The organism is Actinosynnema sp. NPDC050801 (genome assembly GCF_040673975.1).
Classification (GTDB): Bacteria; Actinomycetota; Actinomycetes; order Mycobacteriales; family Pseudonocardiaceae; genus Actinosynnema.
Map to the genome: position 1 here is coordinate 121298 of NZ_JBFAQZ010000004.1, position 21509 is coordinate 142806.

At 71.5% G+C, this 21509-nt stretch carries 20 protein-coding genes and 2 tRNA genes; 5 read left to right on the forward strand and 17 right to left on the reverse strand.

Going from position 1 to position 21509, the window contains the following annotated elements; translation table 11 throughout:
• Positions 1-2 precede the first annotated feature (2 nt).
• The 8 genes from AB0K14_RS10990 to AB0K14_RS11025 form a co-directional block, all read right to left on the reverse strand.
• A complete protein-coding gene (locus AB0K14_RS10990) occupies positions 3-815 on the reverse strand; it encodes an SWIM zinc finger family protein (protein ID WP_360451957.1) in 813 nt (270 codons plus the stop codon).
• Positions 808-3744 carry a DEAD/DEAH box helicase gene (locus AB0K14_RS10995; protein WP_360451959.1) on the reverse strand — a complete coding sequence of 979 codons (2937 nt, stop codon included), beginning with the start codon at positions 3742-3744 and terminating at the stop codon, positions 808-810. Before AB0K14_RS10995 ends, AB0K14_RS10990 begins: the two co-directional genes overlap by 8 nt.
• 1018 nt (positions 3745-4762) lie before the next feature.
• Positions 4763-5038, reverse strand: a complete 276-nt coding sequence (locus AB0K14_RS11000) for a GlsB/YeaQ/YmgE family stress response membrane protein (protein WP_360451961.1) — start codon at positions 5036-5038, stop codon at positions 4763-4765.
• A gap of 39 nt (positions 5039-5077) precedes the next feature.
• Entirely contained in the window at positions 5078-5608 is a 531-nt protein-coding gene (locus tag AB0K14_RS11005) for a hypothetical protein (RefSeq protein ID WP_360451963.1), read from the reverse strand.
• Between the two features lie 48 nt (positions 5609-5656).
• Positions 5657-6745 (reverse strand): DNA cytosine methyltransferase, encoded by a 1089-nt coding sequence (locus tag AB0K14_RS11010; protein WP_360452159.1) that lies wholly within the window; start codon positions 6743-6745, stop codon positions 5657-5659.
• Positions 6746-6758: 13 nt separating this feature from the next.
• Complete coding sequence (locus tag AB0K14_RS11015; RefSeq protein WP_360452161.1) at positions 6759-7145, reverse strand: very short patch repair endonuclease; 387 nt, start codon at positions 7143-7145, stop codon at positions 6759-6761.
• A gap of 130 nt (positions 7146-7275) precedes the next feature.
• Positions 7276-7992 (reverse strand): hypothetical protein, encoded by a 717-nt coding sequence (locus AB0K14_RS11020; RefSeq protein WP_360451965.1) that lies wholly within the window; start codon positions 7990-7992, stop codon positions 7276-7278.
• A gap of 48 nt (positions 7993-8040) precedes the next feature.
• Entirely contained in the window at positions 8041-9153 is a 1113-nt protein-coding gene (locus tag AB0K14_RS11025; RefSeq protein ID WP_360451967.1) for a DUF2786 domain-containing protein, read from the reverse strand.
• A 153-nt stretch (positions 9154-9306) separates the two neighbouring features.
• Between AB0K14_RS11025 and AB0K14_RS11030 the strand changes: the two genes are divergently transcribed.
• Positions 9307-9915, forward strand: a complete 609-nt coding sequence (locus AB0K14_RS11030; RefSeq protein WP_360451969.1) for a hypothetical protein — start codon at positions 9307-9309, stop codon at positions 9913-9915.
• Positions 9916-10414: 499 nt separating this feature from the next.
• On the opposite strand, the gene AB0K14_RS11035 is transcribed toward AB0K14_RS11030, so the two are convergent.
• Positions 10415-10487, reverse strand: a tRNA-Lys gene (locus tag AB0K14_RS11035).
• Positions 10488-10721: 234 nt separating this feature from the next.
• Here AB0K14_RS11035 and AB0K14_RS11040 point away from each other — a divergent pair.
• Positions 10722-11924, forward strand: a complete 1203-nt coding sequence (locus AB0K14_RS11040; RefSeq protein ID WP_360451971.1) for an Ig-like domain-containing protein — start codon at positions 10722-10724, stop codon at positions 11922-11924.
• Positions 11925-12041: 117 nt separating this feature from the next.
• Positions 12042-12236 carry a hypothetical protein gene (locus AB0K14_RS11045; protein WP_360451973.1) on the forward strand — a complete coding sequence of 65 codons (195 nt, stop codon included), beginning with the start codon at positions 12042-12044 and terminating at the stop codon, positions 12234-12236.
• 151 nt (positions 12237-12387) lie between these two features.
• On the opposite strand, the gene AB0K14_RS11050 is transcribed toward AB0K14_RS11045, so the two are convergent.
• From AB0K14_RS11050 to orn, 5 genes are all read right to left on the reverse strand, one after another.
• Complete coding sequence (locus tag AB0K14_RS11050) at positions 12388-12561, reverse strand: hypothetical protein (protein WP_360451975.1); 174 nt, start codon at positions 12559-12561, stop codon at positions 12388-12390.
• Between the two features lie 10 nt (positions 12562-12571).
• Complete coding sequence (locus AB0K14_RS11055; RefSeq protein ID WP_360451977.1) at positions 12572-13033, reverse strand: excisionase family DNA-binding protein; 462 nt, start codon at positions 13031-13033, stop codon at positions 12572-12574.
• 76 nt (positions 13034-13109) lie between these two features.
• On the reverse strand, positions 13110-14741 hold the full coding sequence (locus AB0K14_RS11060; RefSeq protein WP_360451979.1) for an ABC-F family ATP-binding cassette domain-containing protein: 1632 nt from the start codon (positions 14739-14741) through the stop codon (positions 13110-13112).
• Between the two features lie 57 nt (positions 14742-14798).
• A tRNA-His gene (locus AB0K14_RS11065) sits at positions 14799-14874 on the reverse strand.
• A gap of 62 nt (positions 14875-14936) precedes the next feature.
• A complete protein-coding gene (gene orn / locus AB0K14_RS11070; protein WP_360451981.1) occupies positions 14937-15548 on the reverse strand; it encodes an oligoribonuclease in 612 nt (203 codons plus the stop codon).
• An 83-nt stretch (positions 15549-15631) separates the two neighbouring features.
• Here orn and AB0K14_RS11075 point away from each other — a divergent pair, with 83 nt between their 5' ends.
• A complete protein-coding gene (locus tag AB0K14_RS11075) occupies positions 15632-17146 on the forward strand; it encodes a helicase HerA-like domain-containing protein (protein ID WP_360451983.1) in 1515 nt (504 codons plus the stop codon).
• Here the strand turns inward: AB0K14_RS11075 and AB0K14_RS11080 are convergent.
• Positions 17078-18373 (reverse strand): MFS transporter, encoded by a 1296-nt coding sequence (locus tag AB0K14_RS11080; protein WP_360451985.1) that lies wholly within the window; start codon positions 18371-18373, stop codon positions 17078-17080. The genes AB0K14_RS11075 and AB0K14_RS11080 overlap by 69 nt on opposite strands.
• A 72-nt stretch (positions 18374-18445) precedes the next feature.
• Here AB0K14_RS11080 and AB0K14_RS11085 point away from each other — a divergent pair, with 72 nt between their 5' ends.
• Complete coding sequence (locus tag AB0K14_RS11085; RefSeq protein WP_360451987.1) at positions 18446-19420, forward strand: helix-turn-helix domain-containing protein; 975 nt, start codon at positions 18446-18448, stop codon at positions 19418-19420.
• A gap of 16 nt (positions 19421-19436) precedes the next feature.
• Here AB0K14_RS11085 and AB0K14_RS11090 read toward each other — a convergent pair whose 3' ends face one another.
• Both AB0K14_RS11090 and AB0K14_RS11095 read right to left on the reverse strand, forming a co-directional pair.
• The gene (locus AB0K14_RS11090; protein ID WP_360451989.1) at positions 19437-20966 is read right to left on the reverse strand and encodes a PH domain-containing protein; all 1530 of its coding nucleotides are present in this window, start codon (positions 20964-20966) and stop codon (positions 19437-19439) included.
• Positions 20963-21454, reverse strand: a complete 492-nt coding sequence (locus tag AB0K14_RS11095) for a PH domain-containing protein (RefSeq protein WP_360451991.1) — start codon at positions 21452-21454, stop codon at positions 20963-20965. The genes AB0K14_RS11090 and AB0K14_RS11095 overlap by 4 nt, the downstream gene beginning before the upstream one ends.
• Positions 21455-21509: the final 55 nt, after the last annotated feature.

Below are 21509 nucleotides of genomic sequence, written 5' to 3' on the forward strand. Positions count from 1 at the left end.
GGCTACCTCGCCAGCCGCCGGTACAGCGGGCGCAGCTCGCCGGTCACCGAACGGCCGTCCACCACGAGCGGGTCCAGCTGGTCGAGCAGCGCGTCCGGGCGCCGGGTGGCGGGCTCGGCGACGTCCGGGACGACCTCGGCGACCTTCGGCCGTGCCCAGAAGCCCTCGAAGGAGTCGTCCTGTGCTGTTTGAGGAGTTTCCGGCTGCTCGGGCGGGATGGGCGCACGCAAGTCGCGCAGCCGGTCCAGCAGGTCTTCGCGTGAGCGCCCGCGCCAGGCCAGGATCTCGAACGGGTCGGTGTCGAACGACTCGGCGAGCAGGTAGCAGGTGGCGGCGAGGTGCTTGCACGGCACCTCCCAGTCCGGGCACGTGCAGTCCATGTGCAGCTCGCGCGTGGTGCTGGGGAACAGGGTGAGGCCGAGGTCGGCGAACACGTCCTCGATCTCCGGCGGCATCTCGCCCGCCAGCAGCTTGGCCGCGAAGATCGCCTGGTCGGCCAGCGCGTGCTCGATGCGCCGCCAGTCGTCGTCGCCGAACTTGCGCACCCCGATCCGCGCCCGGTACGGCTCCGGGCGCGTGCCGGTCACCAGCGCCACCACGAGGCTGCTCGACAGCGACAGGCTCATCACCTGGCCGGTGCGCGCGTAGGCACGGCCGCGGCTGAGTCGTCCGGCCATGCCGAACGACTCCAGGACCTCCAGGAACCGGCGCGACCACCACGTCTGCGCGATGTCGCCCCGCTTGCTGCGCAACGTCAGGCCGCCGTCGACCCGGATCGGGCGCGACGGCGGGCGGTAGCCGTGCCAGTCAGTCACCGACGGCCTCCCCGTCCAGGGCGAACAGCTCGCGCAGCTCGCCGGTCGACAGCTCGGTCAGCCAGTCCTCGCCCGCGCCGACCACGAGCTGCGCCAACCCGCGCTTCTCCTCGATCATCCGGTCGATCCGCTCCTCCAGCGTGCCGACGCAGACGAACTTGCGCACCTGCACGTGGTTGCGCTGGCCGATGCGGAACGCCCGGTCGGTGGCCTGGTCCTCCACCGCCGGGTTCCACCAGCGGTCGAGGTGGATGACGTGGTTGGCGGCGGTCAGGTTCAGGCCCGTGCCGCCTGCCTTCAGCGAGAGCACGAAGATCGACGGGCCGTCCTCCTCCTGGAACCTGCGCACCATCTCGTCCCGCTGCCGTTTGGGGGTGCCGCCGTGCAGGTAGAGGACTTCGGTGTCGAAGCGGGCGGCCAGGTGGGGGACCACGAGCGAGCCGAAGGCGGTGAACTGGGTGAAGCACAACGCCTTGTCGCCGTCCGCGAGGGCCTCGTCGAGGACTTCCTCCAGGCGGGCGAGCTTGCCGGACCGGCCGGCGACGCGCGAGCCGTCACCGAGCAGCTGCGCCGGGTGGTTGCAGACCTGCTTGAGGCGCGACATCGTGGCCAGCACCAGGCCCTTGCGCTTGACGCCCTCCGCCTCGGCGATCTTGGCCAGCATGTCGTCCACCACCGCCTGGTAGAGCGTGGCCTGCTCGGCGGTCAACGTGCACAGCTGCTTGACCTCGATCTTGTCCGGCAGGTCGGTGATGATCCGCGGGTCGGTCTTGAGCCGGCGCAGCACGAACGGGCCGGTGATCCGGCGCAGGCGCACGGCGGCGTCCTCGTCGTGGTGGCGTTCGATCGGCACGGCGAAGCGGGCGCGGAAGGTGTTGATCGTGCCGAGCACGCCGGGGTTGACGAAGTCCATGATCGACCACAGCTCGGCCAGCCGGTTCTCCACCGGGGTGCCGGTCAACGCTACCCGGTGCCGCGCGGGCAGCGCGCGCACCACTGTCGACTGGCGGGTGGAGCTGTTCTTGATGTTCTGCGCCTCGTCCAGCACGACCCGGTCCCAGCTCACGTCGGCGAGCTTGCCGGCGTCCCGCGCGACGACCGCGTAGGTGGTGATGACGAGGTCGCAGTCGGTGTCCAGGGCGCGGTCCGCGCCGTGGAAGACGCGCACCTCCAGATCGGGCGTGAAGCGGGCGGCCTCGCGTTGCCAGTTGCCGACCACCGACATCGGGCACACGAGCAGCGTGGGCAGGCGCTTGCCGTGCGCGCGGTTGTGCGCCTCCAGCGCCAGCAGCTGGACGGTCTTGCCGAGGCCCATGTCGTCGGCCAGGCACGCGCCGAGGCCCAGCCGGTCGAGGAACGCGAGCCAGGCCAGGCCGCGCTGCTGGTAGGGCCGCAGCTCGGCGACCAGGCCGGTCGGCTGCTCGACCGGTTCCAGGTGGTGCTCGACCTCGCCGGAGAGGAGGTCGCCCAGCCAGCCGGTGGCGCTGACGCCGTTGAGGGGCAGTGGCAGGTCGGCGTCCTCGGGGTGCAGGCCGGAGTGCAGCAGGACCTGTGCCGCGGTCATCTGCCCGCCGCCGCGCTTGAGGAAGGCCAGGCCCGCGGCGAGGCGCTTCGGGTCGACCTGCACCCACTGGCCGCGGACCCGGACCAGCGGCACCTTGGCCTCGGCCAGCGACTGCAACTCGGCCTCGGTGAGGCGCTCGTCGCCGACGGCCAGCTCCCACCGGTAGTCGACCAGGACCTTCAGTCCGAGCTCGCTCTCCTTGGCGACCTCACCCGCCGTGCCGCGGCTGGTGGCGGTGAGCCGGAGCCCGAGGCGGTGGGGTTGGCGCCACCACGAGGGCAGCATCACGCCGAAGCCGGCCTCCGCCAGCAGCCCGGCGTGCTGGAGGAAGTCGTAGGCGCCTTCGACGTCCAGCGCCAGTTCCACCGGTCGCTTGGCGGACAGCGCGCGGTCCAACGCCGGGTAGAGCCGCCCCGCGCGTCCGAGGTCGCCCAGCAGGACGTCCTCGGGTCGGCCGACCCACCGCCGGAGCACCGCGTCCTGCTTGTGCCACAACTGCTCGGCGGTCACCACCACGCTGGGTTCGTCCACGGCCTGGAGCAGGAACTCGACCCGCCACCCGTCCTTGAGCATGCCGCCTTGATCGGGCGAGCTGAGCCGGAAGCACGTCCGCACCGGGCTTTCCCGCAACCCGCCGGCCCGCCAAGCCGCCAACTTGGCCCGCAACGCCCCCGCTTCCCCGTCCACCCGGGGATCGCCGACCAACGCCGCCAACCACCGCCCCACAACCCCGTCCCCGCTCGTCGCCACACCCGTGCCCCGCAGCGCCGCCCGCACCTCACGGTCGACTGCGCGGTCCAGCACCTCCTGCACCAGGTCACCGCCGCCGGTCCCGCCGTTGCCCTCCGCGCCCCGGAACGACGGCGGCACACCGGCCCGCAACGCCGCGAACCGCAACGAATCCACACCGGACAGTGCCGCACGCCACCGGCCACACCCGTCCCCGTCGATGGCCGGCAGGACCCGCCCCCGCCGAACCAACTCCCGCCCGAACCCCAGCAGTTCGTTCAGGAACTTCCCGGAGGCCCCGACCCGGCAATCCGGCGGCTCGGACAGCGACCCCTCCACCCACACGACGGGCACCACCCACTCCCGCCACCGAACAGCACCCCGCCGCCCGCCCACGGCCTCCCGGACCAACTCGGGCGAAGCCACCGGCCCACCCGCGTAGGACGGCAACCGAACCGACAACGACCCAACCTCCCCGCCCCCGACCACCAGGGCGAGCTCATCCCCCGAAACCGCGAAGGGATGCCCAACCGCCGCCCGGGGCAACCGCCCACCAACCCGAACCGGCAACCGCGAGCCCTCAGCCCAAACCCCAACCCGCCCACCACTCACGCCCAAGGCGTGCAGCACCAACACGCCAGCACTATGCGCCCCGACTCCCGCCACTCCCAAACCCACCCCACCCTCACTCCCAAACCCACCCTCAACCCACCCCGCCCGCGCCACCCCGCCCCTGGAACGGCCCCACCCAACTCCCAACCACTCCAACCCAGCAACCGACCGCAGCCGCACCCGGCCCACCAGCCGCGCCGTACCCATCCGGGCCGAGCCGCCTCAACCGCGCCGTGCCCAACCCAGCCGAGCCGTGCCGTACCCACACCAACTCAGCCGAGCCGCCCTCAGCCGTGCCCAGCCCAGCCGGCCTCAACCGTGCCGAGCCCAGCCGTGCCGTACCCGGCCTAACCCAACCGGCTCGGCCGTGTCCAGCCCAGCCGTGCCGTACCCGGCTCAACCCCGTCGGCTCAGCCGTGCGAGCGCGCCGTGCCTGGTGGTCGAGCCGGGCCCGACTCGACCACCACCGACCCAGGCGGACCCGGCCGCGGTAGCGGTGGCTTGGCGCGATCGGTCGGCGGGGCGGGAGGGTGTGGCGCAGGCCAGCCGGTCGGGCTCAGCCGTACCCAGCCCAGTCAGCCGTGTTAACCCATGCCCAGTCCCGCCCGAGCCGGGCTCAGGCTTGCCGAGTCGACCCAAGCCGACCCGACCCGACCCGAGCGAGCCGACCCGAGCCGATCCGGGCCGATCTGGGACCGAGCCCAGCGGATCCCGGGCCGAGCTGATCCCGGATCCAGCCCAGCCGATCCGAGACCGGGCTGAGCGGATCCCGGGCCGGGCTCGGCCGTGCCGAGCGGTGCCGTGCCGAGCCCGCCCGGTCCGGCTCAGCTCGGCACGGGTCAGCGTGCAGTGCCTGGTGGGTCGAGTTGGGCCCGACTCGACCCGATCACTCCACCCAGGCGGGCCCGGTCGGGGTGGCGGGGGCTTGGTGCGATTGATCGGCGGGGCGGGAGGTGTGGCGGAGGCAGGCAGGCCGGCCGGGGTTGGACCGGGCGGCCTGTCCGCGTTGGGCGGCGTCTGTGGCGGTGTTGGGGGCGCGGTGTCAGTGGTTGCTGGGTTGGCGGGACCTCCTGCGGGCCAGGGTGGCTACGCCGGTGCCGGCCAGGCCGACCTGGAGGGCCAGTTCGATCCAGTCGATGCCCGAGGTGTTCGACACGCCGAGGATCGAGGCCGCGAACGTGCCCACCAGGGCCGCCGCGATGCCGACCAGCAGCGTCATCACCATCGAGATCTGCTGCCTGCCCGGCACGACCAGCCGTCCCAGGCCGCCGATGAGCACGCCGATGATCAGTGCCGAGATGAGCCCGGTGATCTCCACGAGAGGTCCTTTCCTCGCCCTACGCGTCCACCACGAGCATCACTGCCCGCCCTCCCCTCCCGAATCGGGTTTGCCCCTGACCCGCCCCTGATCCCGACCCTGAACGCGGAACACCCGCGCTCCCTCCTCCGACAACGCCCGACCCGGCACGTCGGGGTCGCAGCCCACCTTCGCCAGACGCGACCTGATCGAGGTGGGGGATCGCTCCAACCGCTTCGCGATCGAACGGATCAGCTCGGCGGTCGGGATGTCGTGGGTCGCGGCCAGCCAGTCGGCGCGCAGGCCGTCGTCCAGGTCCTGGGTCCACGGCTGGTTGGCGTTGGCCGGGCGGTCCCGGGCCGAGGCGGTCGACGGCGTGCTGAGCCTGCCCAACGCCTCCAGCACCTGCGCCAGCAACTTGCCGATCTTCGCGCCGGCGTCCGCGGGCAGGCGGATGGCGCCCTCGGCCACCAACGCCCCCGACGAGTCGACCCCGGCCAGGTCCACCACCAGCCCGGGGTCGGCCGTGGCCACCAGCTGGTAGGTCGTGGAGCCGATGCGGACCGAGTTCTCATACGTGGTTGTCGTCATGGTGATGACGCTAGCGGAGGGGGCTGACAATTCCGGGTCGACGAGGAGTCAGGGGCAGAGCGGGCAACTCGGCGCGGTCGGCTCGGCGCCCGTCAGGTAGGGCTTCAGGTGCTCGGCGATGGCCCTGGCCAGCGACGGCGGCACGGCGTTGCCGATCTGCCTGGCCACCTCGATCTTCGACCCGCACCACTCGAACGTGTCCGGGAACGACTGCAGCCGCGCCGCCTCCAGGTGCGTGATCGGCCGGTCGACCCGGTGCCCGCCCTCGCCCGGCTCCCACTGCGGGTGCAGGTAGCGGCCCTTCTCCGGCTTGTAGAACTCGGTGCGGATGGTCAACGACGGCTCGTCCCACCGCATCCGGCCCATCACGTCGGTCGTGCCGGTCTTCTTCTCCCGCCAGCACCGCGGCAGCAGCTCGGTCGGCAGGTCGAACCGACCGCCACCCGGCGGGATGTGGCGGTACCGCTCCAACGACATCGGGGTGGGGTTGCGGCCGATGTGCAGTTGCGGGCTCTTGAACGGCCCGGGCAGCTCCCGCCCGAAGAACTCCACCACCGAGTCCGGCAGGGCAGTCGTCGCCGGCCGCTCCGGCAGGCCTCGCAGCACGTCGCCCACCGTGTGCCAACGCCCGCGCGGGTGCGTCGGCACCGGCAACGGGATCCGCCCGATCCGCGAGCCGATCACGATCGTCCGCCGACGCCGTTGCGGCACACCGAAATCCGCCGCCAGCAGGATGCCGTAGCTGAGCTCGTACCCCTCGGTCTCGGCCTGGAGCAGCGCGAACTCCGTCGACGCCAGGAACCGGTCGACGTTCTCGATCACGAACACCGCCGGTCGGGCCCGCCGCACGAACCGCAGGTACTCCCGCCACAACGAGTTGCGCGGGTCGTCGACGTCCCTCGACCCCAGGTTGGAGAACCCCTGGCACGGCGGGCCGCCCACGATCACGTCGACCTCGGGGATCGCGTCGTCCGGCACGGCCGCGATGTCGGACCAGCGGATGTGGTCCTCGCCGAAGTTCGCCGCGTACGTCGCCGCCGCGTGCAAGTCCCACTCGACCGCCATGACCGGCCGGTAGCCGCCCGCCGCGGCGAAGCCGGCGGTCATGCCGCCGCAGCCGGCGAACAGGTCGATCATGGACAGCACGGGCTCAGGCTAGCCGACCGCGCCGTCGCAACACCGTGGTCCGCACCCGACTCGCCGCGACGACCGGGTCCTCGTGCTCCCACACCCGCACCGCGATCCACCCCGCCTCCGCCAGCACCTGGTCGGTGTTCGCGTCACGCGCCTGGTTCGTCTCGATCTTGGTCCGCCAGAACTCGCCGTTGCGCTTGGGCCACGTGCCGTGCTCCGGGCAGCCGTGCCAGAAGCAGCCGTCCACGAACACGGCCACCTTGGCGGGCCCGAACACCACGTCCGCCTCACGCCGCACCGCGCGCACCGGACGTTGGTGCACCCGGTAGCGCAGCCCGAGCCGGTGCAGTTCGCGCCGCAACGCCACCTCGATGCCCGTGTCACGGGACCGCTGCTTGCTCATCCGGGCGCGGACGTCGTCCGTCGTCTCCAGGTTCGGCACCCGGCCATGATGGCTCATGCCCACGTCCCGCCGGCGCTCGCCACGGCACGAGCCCGGAGCACTGCGTCGGATGACCCGCTCACGACCTCCCTCATGCCGGGTGCAGCACGTCCCGCAGCCTCCGCGCCGCCCGGTCGAGCTGCGTGCGCGACGGCAGCAGAGCGGCGCCGACCTGCCTGAACTCGGTGATGCCCAGATCGGTGAAGAAGAACGGCGGCATGGCGTGCACCAACAGGTCGTGCGACCGCTGCGGACCGCCGCGCGGGTTGAGGATCAACCGCTCCACCCACGCGTCGACCTCGAACACGGTGTCCGCCAACGGGTGCACCCGCACGTCCAGCCCGTGCCCGCGCAGCACGGCGACCACGTACACGTCCCGCAGGAACCCGAGGAAGTCGGACACGACGCGGTTGCGCAGGGCGGCCCGACCCTCCGGCCCGACCTCGGCGATCACCTCGCGCGCCGGCGTCCACAACATCGCCCGCGCCCGCTCGTCGGCCTCGCAGAACTCCCGGAACTCCGGCCAGCCGGGTAATCGACCCAGCACCTCGACCACGTGGTGCGCCACGTGCGTGAAGGCGAAGTCGGGCCTCCAGTCCCGGATCTCCGGCACGTCGGTCGGGCCGGGCCGCGGCGCGCTCCGGCACGCGGCCTCGACCTCGTCGGCGGTGATCCGGTGGACCGCCGCGGACTCGTGCGCCATCACGTGCGCCACGACGTGCTTCCGCTTGCTGTACCAGTGGTTGAAGCGGAACCGGGTCTCCTGGGTGACGTTGAACAGCCTGCGCACTTCCATCGCGGTGGTCATGACGCAGAGGGTACGGACTGGCACCGACAGTCCCGGGGAAACCGCAGGTCAGGTGATCGACAGGTTGGCCCGGTCGGCCGCCGAACGCCCCGCGTCCCAACCCGCCGCGCTGCGCACCGGCGTCGTCTTGGCGACGGTCCTGGTGAACATCGCGCCGAAGTACTCCTCCACCGCCTTCTTGCGTTCCGCCAGCACGGGCAGCAGCCGGTCGTCTTCGGTCACCTCGTTGGCCGCACGCAGCCGTTCCCCGATCCGGTGCGCATAGGACAGCAGGAACGACTTGCGGAACGCCGCGGACCGCGCCTCGTCACCCTTGCGGGCCCTCTCACCCGCCGCGACCATCGCCCGCGTCGCCTGGACCAGCAGCGATGCCGACATCAGCTCCACGATCTCCAGGTCGAGCTCCTCGCCGACCAGCGCCACGAACCCCAGGTCGTACACCACGGCCCGGCAGCGGTTCGCCTCCGCGACGACGTGCACCACCTGCGCCTTGCCGTCGAAGTACCGCTTGTCCAGCCACAACCGGCGTGACGTCGTGGTCGGCGCCTCGCGGGGCATCCGCTCCAGCGCGTGCCGCGTCACCAACTCCTGCGCCTTGGCCGACAACGCCTCCGCCTCGTCCGGGAACGCCGTCGACTCGGCCTTGGCCAGCAGCCCCCGCACCCGGTTGAGGATCTTCGGGTCGACGTGGTGGTGGGCGATCGCGGCCAGCGGCGTGCCCGGCTTCGGCACGATCACGGCCAGGGCGGGCAACGTGATCAGCACCGCCAGCACCGCCACCGCGGCGGCCACGGCGTCGTCGCGCAACTCGATGTGCCGGCGCGCCCACTGGTCGACGTGCGGCTGTGAGGTGTCCCACCAGACCGTCGCCTCGATCTCCGCCAGCTGCTCCTGCCAGCGCGGGTGCAACGCCGAGTACCGGGACGCCTCCAACGCCAACGAGTCGACCAGGAACGACAGCGCGCGCTCGTCCTCACTGCGCCGCACGATCTCGTACACGTCGTACGGGAGCCAGCCGTGCTCCCACAGGTGCTCGAAGGCGCGCCTCAACACCGCCCGAACCGCGTCGTCCACTTCGGCCGGTGGGAGGGAGGAGGTGCGCGGCAGTCCGGCCCGGCGGTTCGCCGCGGCCCGCCACAACACCTCGTGCAGGGAGTCCACAACCGCCGATTGTCCCCTTTCGGGTGTGGTGTCGCCGCAGCCGGTGCGCGTTGCGGCCCGGCACGTGCCCCGACGTGCCAGCCTCTCGCGGTGAGCCGGAAGACGCAGTCCCCGAAACGACGGCCGGTCGTGGTGGTGCACCGTCCACAAGGGATGCCACTGACCGCGGCGCAACGACGGGTCATCCGCCGCTGCCGCGCCCTGCCCGAGCTCCTCGACCCGCTGGAGGCGGAGCTGACGGTCAGCAGCGCGGTGGCCGACGTCCGTCCGGACGAGGAGTTCTGGGCCGGGCTGATCGACCACGCCGTGTCGCTGCCGAGCCGCCGCAACCACGCCCTGCTGCGCGTGCTGGCCGCCGTGCTCACCGGCCGCCCGCGCGAGTGGGCGGCGAACGCGGTCACCCCGGCGGGCCCACCACTGACCGTGGGCGGCGCCTGGATCTGCGACCGCTCGATCGACGCCGGCTACCTGGCCCTGATCTGCACGTACACCTTCGCCGCCGCCGGGCACGCCATGGTGTTCCTGATCGACGAGCTGTCCGGCGGCGTCGTCCGCACCGCCTTCGTCACCAGGGACGTCACCACGGCCCGCACCCGCCTGTCCGACCAGGGTCCGCTCAACCCGATAGGAGCCGAGGCCGCGCACTGGCTGCTGGCCAAGTCCTACGACCGCCTGGACCGCAACGGCGACGCCGCCGTCGACCCGGACGTCCAGCGGACCCGTCTCCTGGCGAGCCGGCGCATCGCGCTCGCATTCGGCTGAAACAATCGACACCGCGCAATCCGGATTCGAGTGATGGGTATCACCGAATCGGTTGGTTCCGGGCGCGCGGTGTTCTTGAACGCCTCGGGCGCATACGTCCGGTGCGTCGGTCCGAGTGACGCGCCATAGGGGCGATGTCGGTGGTCGAGGGGACCGTCTCGCCGGGCGTGGCTGGAGGAGCTCGTGGACGACGACCTGGTCGAGCACGCATTTCCACGAGCTTGATCGTCCCGATCCGCACAAAGAGGCACGGGTCGTGATCACCACGGGCCGTGGTGTGCTCGCGCGTCCGCGACCTGCCGTCGACCGACCGGATCGCGCACGACGCCGAAGCCTGCCGCCGTCGTTTCCTGGTCCTCCGGGCTTTGCCGTAAACGGCGCCGTGCGGCATCACCATCAGCGGTGCGTGCGGTTCGGGAAGAGGTCGGCGGGTGTTCGGCGGAACTCGCGCCATAAACAGCAAGAGGGCCACCGGAATGGTGGCCCTCTTGCTGTGTTGTGCGCCGCCAGGGACTCGAACCCCGAACCCGCTGATTAAGAGTCAGCTGCTCTGCCAGTTGAGCTAGCGGCGCTCGGACTCTCTTGCTCTGTCCGACGCGGAGAACATTAGCACAGCGTCCGACCGGGCTCCCAATCGCCTGGTCAGGGCAGGTGTGCCGCCCTGGTGCAGGGGGAACTTCGCCTTGGTAACGATCCAGCATCTCGGGCAACATCGTCAACCCTTCAGGCGTCACCTTGTCAGGGGACGCCAGCGGACTCCTGTTGCAGGCAGTCATGGCGTTCTGGGGATGAACCGGAGGATGGGGATGCACCGCAAGCGGGGGGCGCGTGGAGCGCTGGGGATGGTCGCGATCGGGCTCGTCGCGACGTTGATCACAAGTTGTTCGTCCGGCTCGGCCTCGACCGAGAGCGGCGCCGCCGGTGAGACGTCCGCCTCGACGTCGTCCACGCCGCCGCCGAAGCCGGTGTCGTTGAGCACGGGCCCCGTGGACGCGGCGGTCGACGTCGCGCCCGGCGTGCCGGTCGTGGCCACGGCCACCGACGGCAAGATCACCTCGGTCGCGCTGACCAACCCCGAGGGCAAGGCCGTCGCCGGCCAGCTGAGCCCCGACGGTCTCCAGTGGACCAACACCGAACCGCTGGGCTACCAGAAGGCCTACACGCTGACCGTGACGGGCGAGGGCGCGGACGGCAAGCCCGTCACCAAGACCTCCTCCTTCACCACGGTCAAGCCGCGCACGTTGACCTACCTCTCGGTCAACCCGCAGGACGGCACGACCGTCGGCGTCGGCCAGCCGCTCGCGTTCTACTTCGACGAGCCGATCGCGGACAAGGCCGCCGCCGAGGCGATGATCTCGATCACCACGCAACCGCGCGTCGAGGGCGCCTTCTACTGGTTCGACGAGAAGACCGTGCACTGGCGCCCGCAGGCCTACTGGACGCCGGGCACCAAGATCACGATCAACGCGAAGATCTACGGCAAGCACGTGGGCAACGGCGTCTACGGCGAAGAGGACCGCGTGATCAACACGACGATCGGCGACGCCGTCGTGCACGAGGCGGACGGCCAGACGCACCAGGTCGTCACCAAGGTCAACGGCCAGGTCGTGCGCACCATGCCGACCTCGATGGGCGACGCGCAGAACGCGACCCCCACGGGCACCTACGTGCTCATGGAGAAGCACGCCCACATGGTGATGGACTCCCGCACGTACGGCCTCTCGCTGGAGGCGGGCGGCTACGTCACGCCGGTCGACTGGGCCTACCGCATGTCCAACTCGGGCATCTTCTTCCACAGCGCGCCGTGGTCGATCGGCGACCAGGGCCACCGCAACGTCAGCCACGGCTGCCTGAACCTGTCGCCGGAGAACGCCAAGTGGGTGTTCGACAACTCGAAGCAGGGCGACGTCGTGGTCGTCACCAACTCCGGCGGCCCGGTGCTGCAGTCCTGGGACGGCTACGGCGACTGGCAGATCCCCTGGGACCAGTGGATCAAGGGCAACCGGTAGGGCTAGGAGACTGGTGCGCACCCCCGCCGCCCGGCCAGGCGGCGGGGGTGCGCACCGCGTCCGGTACTACTTCAACCGGCGACGCACCCGGGCGGCGAAACGGGGCACGCCAGTTGGGTGGCTCAGTCGATCGAGCAGTTCGTCGAAGGTCAGACGGGATTTCGTCAGGTCGGCCACCTGGTTGTGGACCACTCGAACCACATCCTCGGGGAACGCCGCGAACTGCTCGCACAAGAACTGATCTGCTGTCGTCACACGCAGGCCGCGCCGACCCAGCGCCGCTTTTGGGAAAGCCTTTGGTGTCACGGGTGAGCAGGACGTCGGCCTCGCCCGCGAGCGCGGCGGCCGAGTGCACCCAGTCGTCGGAATCACTCCCCGGCATGGCGGCGATGAGGTGTCCGTAGGCGCGCCGTGGCACCTCGTCGTCAGGGAAAGGCCTCCCGGATCGCCGCGCACAGCCCTGCTACGGCGTGCCTGCTCTTGCGCCCCGATCTGGCACCACTTCGAGGAGTTCCGCCAGCAGGTCCTCGGACCACGGCACCCGGAACAGATCTTCTTCGGCGCAGTGCAACAGCAGGTCGCAGACGTAGAACGGGTACAAGGTGTTGGTGTCGGCGAAGACACGGGTGATGGTCACCGAGGATCGGTCAGTCCTGTCGATCGTAGAGGCCCGCTTCGGCGATCTCGTTCATCGCCGCGGACAGTCGGGCGCGTCGGTCGACCTTGTGGTCGAGGTAGGACTCCAGTGCGGCGACTGAGATGCGCCGATGACGACTTCCCGGCAGGTGGCGCGCCGGGATGGTCCCGTCATCGAGCAATTTGACCAAGAGCGGTCGGGAGATGCCCAAGTACTTCGCGGCCTGGTTCGGTGTCAGCTCCTCGTCCGCGTCAGGCGCAACCACGCGGACCCGGCGCCCGGCAGCCTGCTGGTGCACGGCGTGTAGCAGCACTTGTACCAGCGCCTTCGGGACCTCGACCTCTTCACCGTCGACCACGAGCACGGCACGGTCGGAGCGCGCGCCGGTCATCGCACGTTCGAGCCGCGAGGATGCCTGTCGGGTCACCTCGTCGGGCCGTTCAAGCTCGAAGAGCGGTTCGACCGCGGACATCGCTACCCCCTCTGTGGATCGAAGGTAGCGCCTATCTGCAGCATCTGCAACCCGCTGACGCCGGTGTGCTGAGGCGCTAGAGCTCCGAGACACGGCCGGCCGCCACCGCCAGGCGGCGGGTCGTGCTCACGGCGTCCAGCATCCGGCGGTCGTGCGTGACCAGCAGCAACGTGCCCGTGTACGAGTCGAGCGCCGACTCCAGCTGTTCGATCGCGGGCAGGTCGAGGTGGTTGGTGGGCTCGTCCAGCACCAGCAGGTTCACCCCGCGCGCCTGGAGCAGGGCCAGCGCGGCACGGGTGCGTTCGCCGGGGGAGAGGGACGCGGCGGGCCGCAGCACGTGGGCCGCCTTCAGCCCGAACTTCGCCAGCAGCGTGCGCAGGTCGGCGGGCACCCAGTCGGGCACGGCCGCGCCGAACGCGTCCAGCAACGGCTCGTCGCCCAGGAACAGACCGCGCGCCTGGTCGATCTCGCCCACCACCACGCCGGAACCCAGCGACGACGACCCGGAGGTCAGCTCGACCCGACCGAGCAGGGCCGCGAGCAGCGTCGACTTGCCCGAGCCGTTGGCCCCGGTGATGGCGATCCGGTCCGCCCAGTCCACCTGCAGGTCGACCGGACCCAGGGTGAACGACCCGCGCGTCACCACCGCCGCCCGCAGCACCGCCACCACCGCGCCGGACCTGGGCGCGGCGGCGATCTCCATCCGCAGCTCCCACTCCTTGCGCGGCTCCTCGACCGCGTCCAGCCGTTCGATCAGCCGTTCGGTCTGCCGTGCCTTGGACGCCTGCTTCTCGGTCGCCTCGGTGCGGAACTTGCGCCCCACCTTGTCGTTGTCCGGTGCCTTGCGCCGGGCGTTCTTCACGCCCTTCTCCATCCACGCGCGCTGCGCCCGTGCCCGCTCCTCCAGGGACGACCGCGTCGACGCGTACTCGTCGTACTCCTCACGCGCGTGCCTGCGGGCGATCTCCCGTTCCTCCAGGTACGACTCGTAGCCGCCGCCGTAGGTCCGCACCTGCTGCTGCGCCAGGTCCAGCTCCACCACCCGCGTCACCGTGCGGGACAGGAACTCGCGGTCGTGCGAGACCACCACGACGCCCGCGCGCAGCCCGGTCACGAACCGCTCCAGCCGGGCCAGGCCGTCCAGGTCGAGGTCGTTGGTCGGCTCGTCGAGCAGGAACACGTCGTACCTGCTCAGCAGCAACGACGCCATGCTCACCCGGGCCGCCTGGCCACCCGAGAGGGCCGTCATGGGCAGGTCGAGCGACACGTCCAGCCCGAGGTCGGCCGCCACCTCCAGCGACCGTTCCGGCAGGTCCGCGCCGCCCAGCGCGAGCCAGCGCTCCAACGCGTCGGAGTAGCCGTCGTCGCCCGTGCCCGCGGTCAACGCGTCGGTCGCGCGGTCCAGCTCGGCCTGCGCCGCGGCCACGCCCGTGCGGCGGGCCAGGAACGCCCGCACGGTCTCACCCGGCCGCCGGTCCGGCTCCTGCGGCAGGTGGCCGACGGTCGCGGTCACGGGGGAGAGGCGGATCACGCCCTGCTCGGCGGGCAGCAGGCCCGCCAACGTCCGCAGCAGCGTCGACTTGCCCGCGCCGTTGGCGCCGACCAGGCCGATCACGTCACCGGGTGCGACGACCAGGTCCAGACCTTCGAACAGCACGCGGTCACCGTGGCCCGCGGCCAGGTCCTTCGCGACGAGTGTGGCGCTCATGACAACTCCACGGCAAAAGAAGACGCCCCTCGACGAGGCGTCGAGGGGCGTTCCGCTTGGGGTGAGTGACGGGACTTGAACCCGCGACACCTGGGATCACAACCCAGTGCTCTGCCAGCTGAGCTACACCCACCAAGACCGGCTGACCCGGCGCGTGAAGCATACAGTGCCCTACCGCCGGGTCTGAAATCGACCCTATTCGAGGCCGTCGGCGGCCAGCAGCTCGGCCGCCACCGCCTGCGCCTGCTCCGAGGTCGGCCCGGGTTGGGGCACGAACGCCGTGCGCCGGTAGTAGGCCAGCTCGCGGATGGACTCCTTGATGTCGGCCAGCGCGCGGTGGGCCAGGCCCTTGCCCGGCTGCGCGTAGTAGATGCGCGGGTACCAGCGCCGGCACAGCTCCTTGATCGAGGACACGTCGACCATGCGGTAGTGCAGGTGGGCGTCGAGTTCCGGCATGTCGCGGGCGATGAAACCGCGGTCGGTGGCGATCGAGTTGCCCGCCAGCGGCGCGGTGCGCGGGTCCCGCACCCACTCCTTGATGTAGGCCAGCACCTGCGCCTCGGCGTCCGCGAGCGTCACGGTGGACCGCCGCACCTCTTCGGTGAGGCCGGACTTGGCGTGCATCTGCATGACGACGTCGGGCATCGAGTCGAGCGCGGTGTCGTCGGCGTGGATCACCACGTCGACACCCTCGCCGAGCACGTTCAGCTCCGCGTCGGTCACCAGCGCGGCGATCTCGATCAAGGCGTCCTTGCCCAGGTCGAGGCCGGTCATCTCGCAGTCGATCCACACCAAGCGATCCATCACCCGAGCGAGCCTAGTCGCCCGGCCGCGCCCGCCCGTCGGCGCTTCGGGTGGCGGCCCCTTCCAATCTCATTACGCTCAGGGCGATGACGGCCCAGAGCGACATCGCTGCCGGCTACGCCACCGAGGGCGCGGCCATCGAGCTCGGCGCGGTGCTGGTGGACGGCGCGGTCGAGTCGACCGCGCACGTCCGGCTGCCGTTGGCCACGCTGAACCGGCACGGGCTGGTCGCGGGGGCCACCGGCACCGGCAAGACGAAGACGTTGCAGCTGATGGCCGAGCAGCTGTCGGCGGCGGGCGTGCCGGTGGTGATGGCGGACGTGAAGGGCGACCTGTCCGGCCTGTCCCGGCCGGGCGAGGGTGGTGAGCGGATCGCCGCGCGGGCCGCCGAGACCGGTGACGACTGGCGGCCGGTGGCGTGCCCGGTGCAGTTCCTGTCCCTGGGCACGGGTGGCGTGGCGGTGCCGGTGCGGGCGACCGTGACCAGCTTCGGGCCGATCCTGCTGGCCAAGGTGCTCGGGCTCAACGACACCCAGGAGTCGACGCTCGGCCTGATCTTCCACTGGGCCGACTCGCGCGGCCTGCCGCTGCTGGACATCAAGGACCTCCGGTCGGTGATCAACCACCTCACGTCCGACGAGGGCAAGCAGGACCTGAAGGGGCTGGGCGGTGTGTCGTCGGCGACGGCGGGCGTGATCCTGCGGTCGTTGGTGAACCTGGAGGCGCAGGGCGGCGACACGTTCTTCGGCGAGCCGGAGCTGGACCCGCGCGACCTGATGCGCGTGTCCGACGGCCGCGGCGTGGTGTCGCTGCTGGAGCTGGCGGAGTTGCAGGCCAAACCCGCGCTGTTCTCCACGTTCCTGATGTGGCTGCTGGCGGAGCTGTTCGAGGTGCTGCCCGAGGAGGGCGACCAGGACCGGCCGAAGCTGGTGTTCTTCTTCGACGAGGCGCACCTGCTGTTCGCCGACGCGTCGAAGGCGTTCTTGGAGCGGATCACCCAGACGGTGAAGCTGATCCGGTCCAAGGGCGTCGGCGTGTTCTTCTGCACGCAGCTGCCGACCGACGTGCCGAACGCGGTGCTGTCGCAGTTGGGGGCACGGGTGCAGCACGCGCTGCGGGCGTTCACGCCGGAGGACCAGGCGGCGTTGGCGAAGGCGGTGAAGACGTACCCGACGACGCCGCACTACGAGCTGGCCGAGGCGTTGACGTCGTTGGGCATCGGCGAGGCGGTCGTGACGGTGCTGAGCGAGAGGGGCGCGCCGACACCGGTCGCGTGGACCAGGCTGCGCCCGCCGCGGTCCTTGATGGACACCATCGGGCCGGACGCGATCAGGCAGGCCGCGGCGTCGTCGGAGCTGCACGGCAAGTACGCCGCAACCGTGGACCGCGAGTCGGCGTACGAGAAGCTGGCCGCGAAGGTGGCGCCCCCGGAGCAACGTCCCGACGAGGCGCCACCGGCCGAGCGCGAGCGCGACGAGCCGGGCGTGGTGTCGCAGGTGCTGGGCAACCCGGCCGTGAAGTCGTTCCTCCGCTCAGCCGCGAGCGCTCTCGGGCGTGAGATCACCCGTGGGCTCTTCGGGACCTCCCGCAAGCGCCGGTGAGCGCTTGATCTTCATGGACAGGAACGCGGCGCCGATGCTGAGCAGGCCGGCGACGTACCAGGCCGGGGCGTAGTTGCCGAAGTGGTCCCGGGTGAGGCCGGCGGCGGTGGCGGCGATCGCGGCGCCGACCTGGTGGGAGGCGAAGACCCAGCCGAACACGACCGGCGCGGAGAGGCCGAAGACCTGGCGGCACAGGGCGACCGTCGGCGGCACGGTGGCGACCCAGTCCAGGCCGTAGAAGATGATGAACACGAGCATCGACGGGTGCACCGAGGCGTGGAACAACTGCGGCAGGACCAGCAGTGACGCGCCGCGCAGCACGTAGTACACGGCGAGCAGGATCCGCGAGTCGACGCGGTCGGTGAGCCAGCCCGACAGCACCGTGCCGACGATGTCGAAGATGCCGACCAGCGCGAGCAGCCCGGCGGCCGTGGTGGTGGGCATGCCGTGGTCGTGCGCGGCGGGGATGAAGTGGGTGCCGACCAGGCCGTTGGTGGTCGCGCCGCAGATCGCGAAGCCGGCCGCGAGGAACCAGAACGGGCCGGTGCGCGCCGCGCTGGTCAGCGCGCCGATGGCCCGGCGGGCCGAACCGCCGGTGCTGGGCGGCACGGGCACGACCTCGTCACCGCCGTAGGGCGGAACGCCCAGGTCGGCGGGGTGGTCGCGGAGGAACAGCAGCACCAGCGGCACCACCGCCAGGGCCGCGACGGACACCACGATCGACGCGCTGCGCCACCCGGACGACTCCGACAGCGCCGCAACCACCGGCAGGAACACCAGCTGACCGGTCGCGCCGCCCGCGGTGAGGATGCCGGTGACCAGGCCCCGGTGCTTGACGAACCAGCGGCCGGTGATGGTGGCCACGAACGCCAGCGCCATCGAACCGGTGCCCAGGCCGACCAGCACGCCCCAGAACAGCACCAGCTGCCAGGCGGTGGTCATGAACACGGTCAACCCGCTGCCCACCGCGACCAGCGTCAACGCCGAGGCCACCACCTTGCGCACGCCGAGGCGTTCCATCAGGGCGGCGGCGAACGGCGCGGTGAGCCCGAACAACATCAGGTTCACCGACACGGCGAAGCCGATGGTGGCGGTGGACCAGCCGAACTCGCGTTGCAGCGGTTCGATCAACGCGCCCGGGGTGGCCCGGAACGCCGCGGCGCCGACCAGCGCGATGAAGCCGACGCCGGCGACCACCCATGCCCAGTTCTGCTTGCTGCGGATCACGCCGACCAGCCTCGGTGATCCGCCCCGGTTCCGGAAAGTGGCTCGATGGCCATCATGTGCAAAAATCCGGCCATGGACACCCGTCACCTGGTCGCCGTGCTCGCGTTGGACGAGGTGGTGACGTTCGACCTCGGCACGCCGACCCAGGTCTTCAACGCCGCCCGCGACGAGCAGGACCGGCGGTACTACCGGGTGCGGGTCTGCACGCCCGACGAACAGCCGGTGCGCAGCGCGGCCGGGTTCGACATCACCTCCGAGCACGGCCTGGAGCTGCTGGCCGAGGCGGGGACGGTCGTCGTGGCCGGCGTGAGCCACGGCGCGCGGGTGCTGGCCGACGGCACGCTCGACCAGCCGGTGCGGGACGCCCTGCGCGCCGCCGCGGCCCGGGGCGCGCGGGTCATGTCGATCTGCACGGGCGCGTTCGTGCTGGCCGCGGCCGGTCTGCTGGACGGCCGCCGGGCCACCACGCACTGGGCGCACGCGGACAACTTCCGCCGGTTGTTCCCGGAGGTCGACCTCGACCCGGACGTGCTGTTCGTGGACGAGGGCGACGTGCTCACCTCGGCGGGCGTCGCCGCCGGCGTCGACCTCTGCCTGCACGTCGTGCGGCACGACCACGGCAGCGAGGTGGCGAACATGGCCGCCCGCCGGTGCGTCGTGCCGCCGTGGCGGCCGGGTGGCCAGTCGCAGTTCATCGTCCGCCCGGTCCCGGTGATGGCCGAGACGTCCACCGCCCCGGCCCGCGCATGGGCCCTGGAGCACCTGCACGAGCCGCTGGACCTGCGCGCGCTTGCCGCGCTCGCCCGGATGAGCGTGCGCACGTTCACCCGCCGGTTCCGCGAGGAGACCGGGGTCAGCCCCGGGAAGTGGATCACGCAGCAGCGCGTCGAACGGGCCAGGCACCTGCTGGAGACGACCGACCTGGCCGTCGACCAGGTGGCCCGGCACGCGGGCTTCGGCACGGGCGCGGCGCTGCGGCAGCAGATGAGCGCGACGCTCGGGGTGGCGCCCAGCGTCTACCGGACCACGTTCCGGTCAACGGGGTAGCGCGTGTCCGGCGCGTTCACCGCTCCAGGAACGGCCGCAGCAGGTCGGGCACGGCCTCGTCGGCCAGCGCCAGGCCGTCCGCCTCGGCCACGTCGACCACGTGGTACGCGCCGCTGCCCGCCGCGGTGGTCGCGCTGATCGTCACCAGGCCCGCGCGGCGTTGGAAGAACGACCGGGAGATGCGCCAGCCGATGATGCCGGTGCGTTGCAGCGCAACGGTTTCCCGGATCGCCGAACCCGCTCGCGCGAGCAGGTACCGGTCGGTCAACGCGTGGCCGAGCGAGCGGTAGCGGTCCCAGCCCAGGGCGGCGGACAACGGCACCAGCGCCAGCACGACCTGCCACGTCCAGCTCGGCGCGAGCCACGCCAGGACCGCCGCAGGCACCAGCAACGGCACGATGGCGCGCAGCAACCGACGGCGCAGCGCGGCTATCGGGTGCCGGCGCAACGACGTCCGCGTCGGCGACTGGTCCGGCTGATCGTCGACGGTCGTCCCGCTCCCGGCCCCACCGGAGGTCTGCCGCAGCACCTCGGCGGACACCCGGTGCGCCTCGGCGACCGGCGCGGGCGGCAGCAGCAGGTTGCTCTCGCCCTTGCGGCCCAGCCCGGTCGTCACCGTCTTGGCGTGCGCGCCGCGCCCGGCCCGCAGCAGCAGCGGTTCGACCAGTTCGACGCCGCGAAGCCGTTGCTCGGCAACGGAAACCGAACGCGTGGTCAGCAGACCCCGGCGCACCCGGACCGTGTCGTCCGGCTCACGCGTCAGCCGGTAGCCCCAGAACTGCACCACGTACACCAGCACCGAGCCGAACGTGGCCACCAGCAGCACGACACCGCCGAACACCGCGATGGTCAACCCGAGCGGCTGCTCCGCGACCCAGCGCGCGGCCTCGCTCATCGGCTCGAACACCTCGATGTCCAGCTCCCGCGCGAAGTTCATCACGAACCCGAACAGCGCGCCGGCGGCCACCAGACCGGACAACGTCAACGGCGCGTACCGCAGCCACCGGTTGTCCCACTTGGACAGCACGACGCCGGGCTGTTCCCCGGCGGCGACGGGGGTCTCGGCCTTGGCGGTGGTGAGCAGCAGCACGCGCAGCCGTTCGGCCTCGACCGACGACACCGCGTCCAACGTCAGGCCGTCCTCGCCGGGCTGGTCGTGCTGCCCGGTGCCGACCCGGATCGCGGACAGCCCGAACAGCCGGTGCCCGAGCTTCGCGGTCAGGTCGACGGTCCGGATCCGGTCGCGCGGCACGGCCAGGCGCTTGCGCACGAACAGGCCGGTGTGCATCTCGACCTGCTCGGTGGTGATCCGGTACCGGGTGGTGAGCCAGCGCAGCAGGCCGAACAGCACGATCGCCGCGATCACGCCCGCGCTGACCAGGATCCGCCACGTCTCGCCCTTGCCCAGCACGAGCAGGCCGATGAACAGCGGCACCAGGCCGAGCAGCTCGTTGAGCGGGCGGACGATGAGCATCCGCACGTCCAACCGGTGCCAGTCGACGACCGGCTCGGCGTACTCCGGCGCGGCGGGCAGCTCGGTGGTCACGTGGCATCACCCGGCGTGGCCTGGGTGGTGGTGGTCAGCTCGTCGGCCAACCGCACCGCGTCGCCGTGGTCGAGGCCCTCGATGAGCACGGGGCCGGCGGCGGAAGCGGTGGTGACGGTGACCGTGGACAGGCCGAGCAGCTGCTGCAGCGGGCCGCGCTTGGTGTCCACGGTCTGGATGCGCGAGACGGGCGCGATGCGCCACTCCTGGTTCAGCCAGCCGGCCAGCGTGTACACCGCGTCCGGGGTCGCCTCCCAGCGGTGCACCCGGTACCGCCAGCGCGGCATCACCGACGTGTGCGCGGCGCCGAGCACGAGCGTCGCGATCGCGGCCGTGACCTGCCACGGCGACGCGGTGAAGATCAGCACGACCAGCTGCGGCACCAGCAGCACCGTCCACCCGATCAGCGCGTGCAAGGTCCAGAGGGTGATCGACTTGCGGCTCACCTGGTGCCGCGGCGCACGCAGGCGCAACACTTCGCTGCTCACGCCGTCCACTGTGCCTCAAGGCCGAGCCCGCGTGCGCGCGGGCACGGCCTCGAAA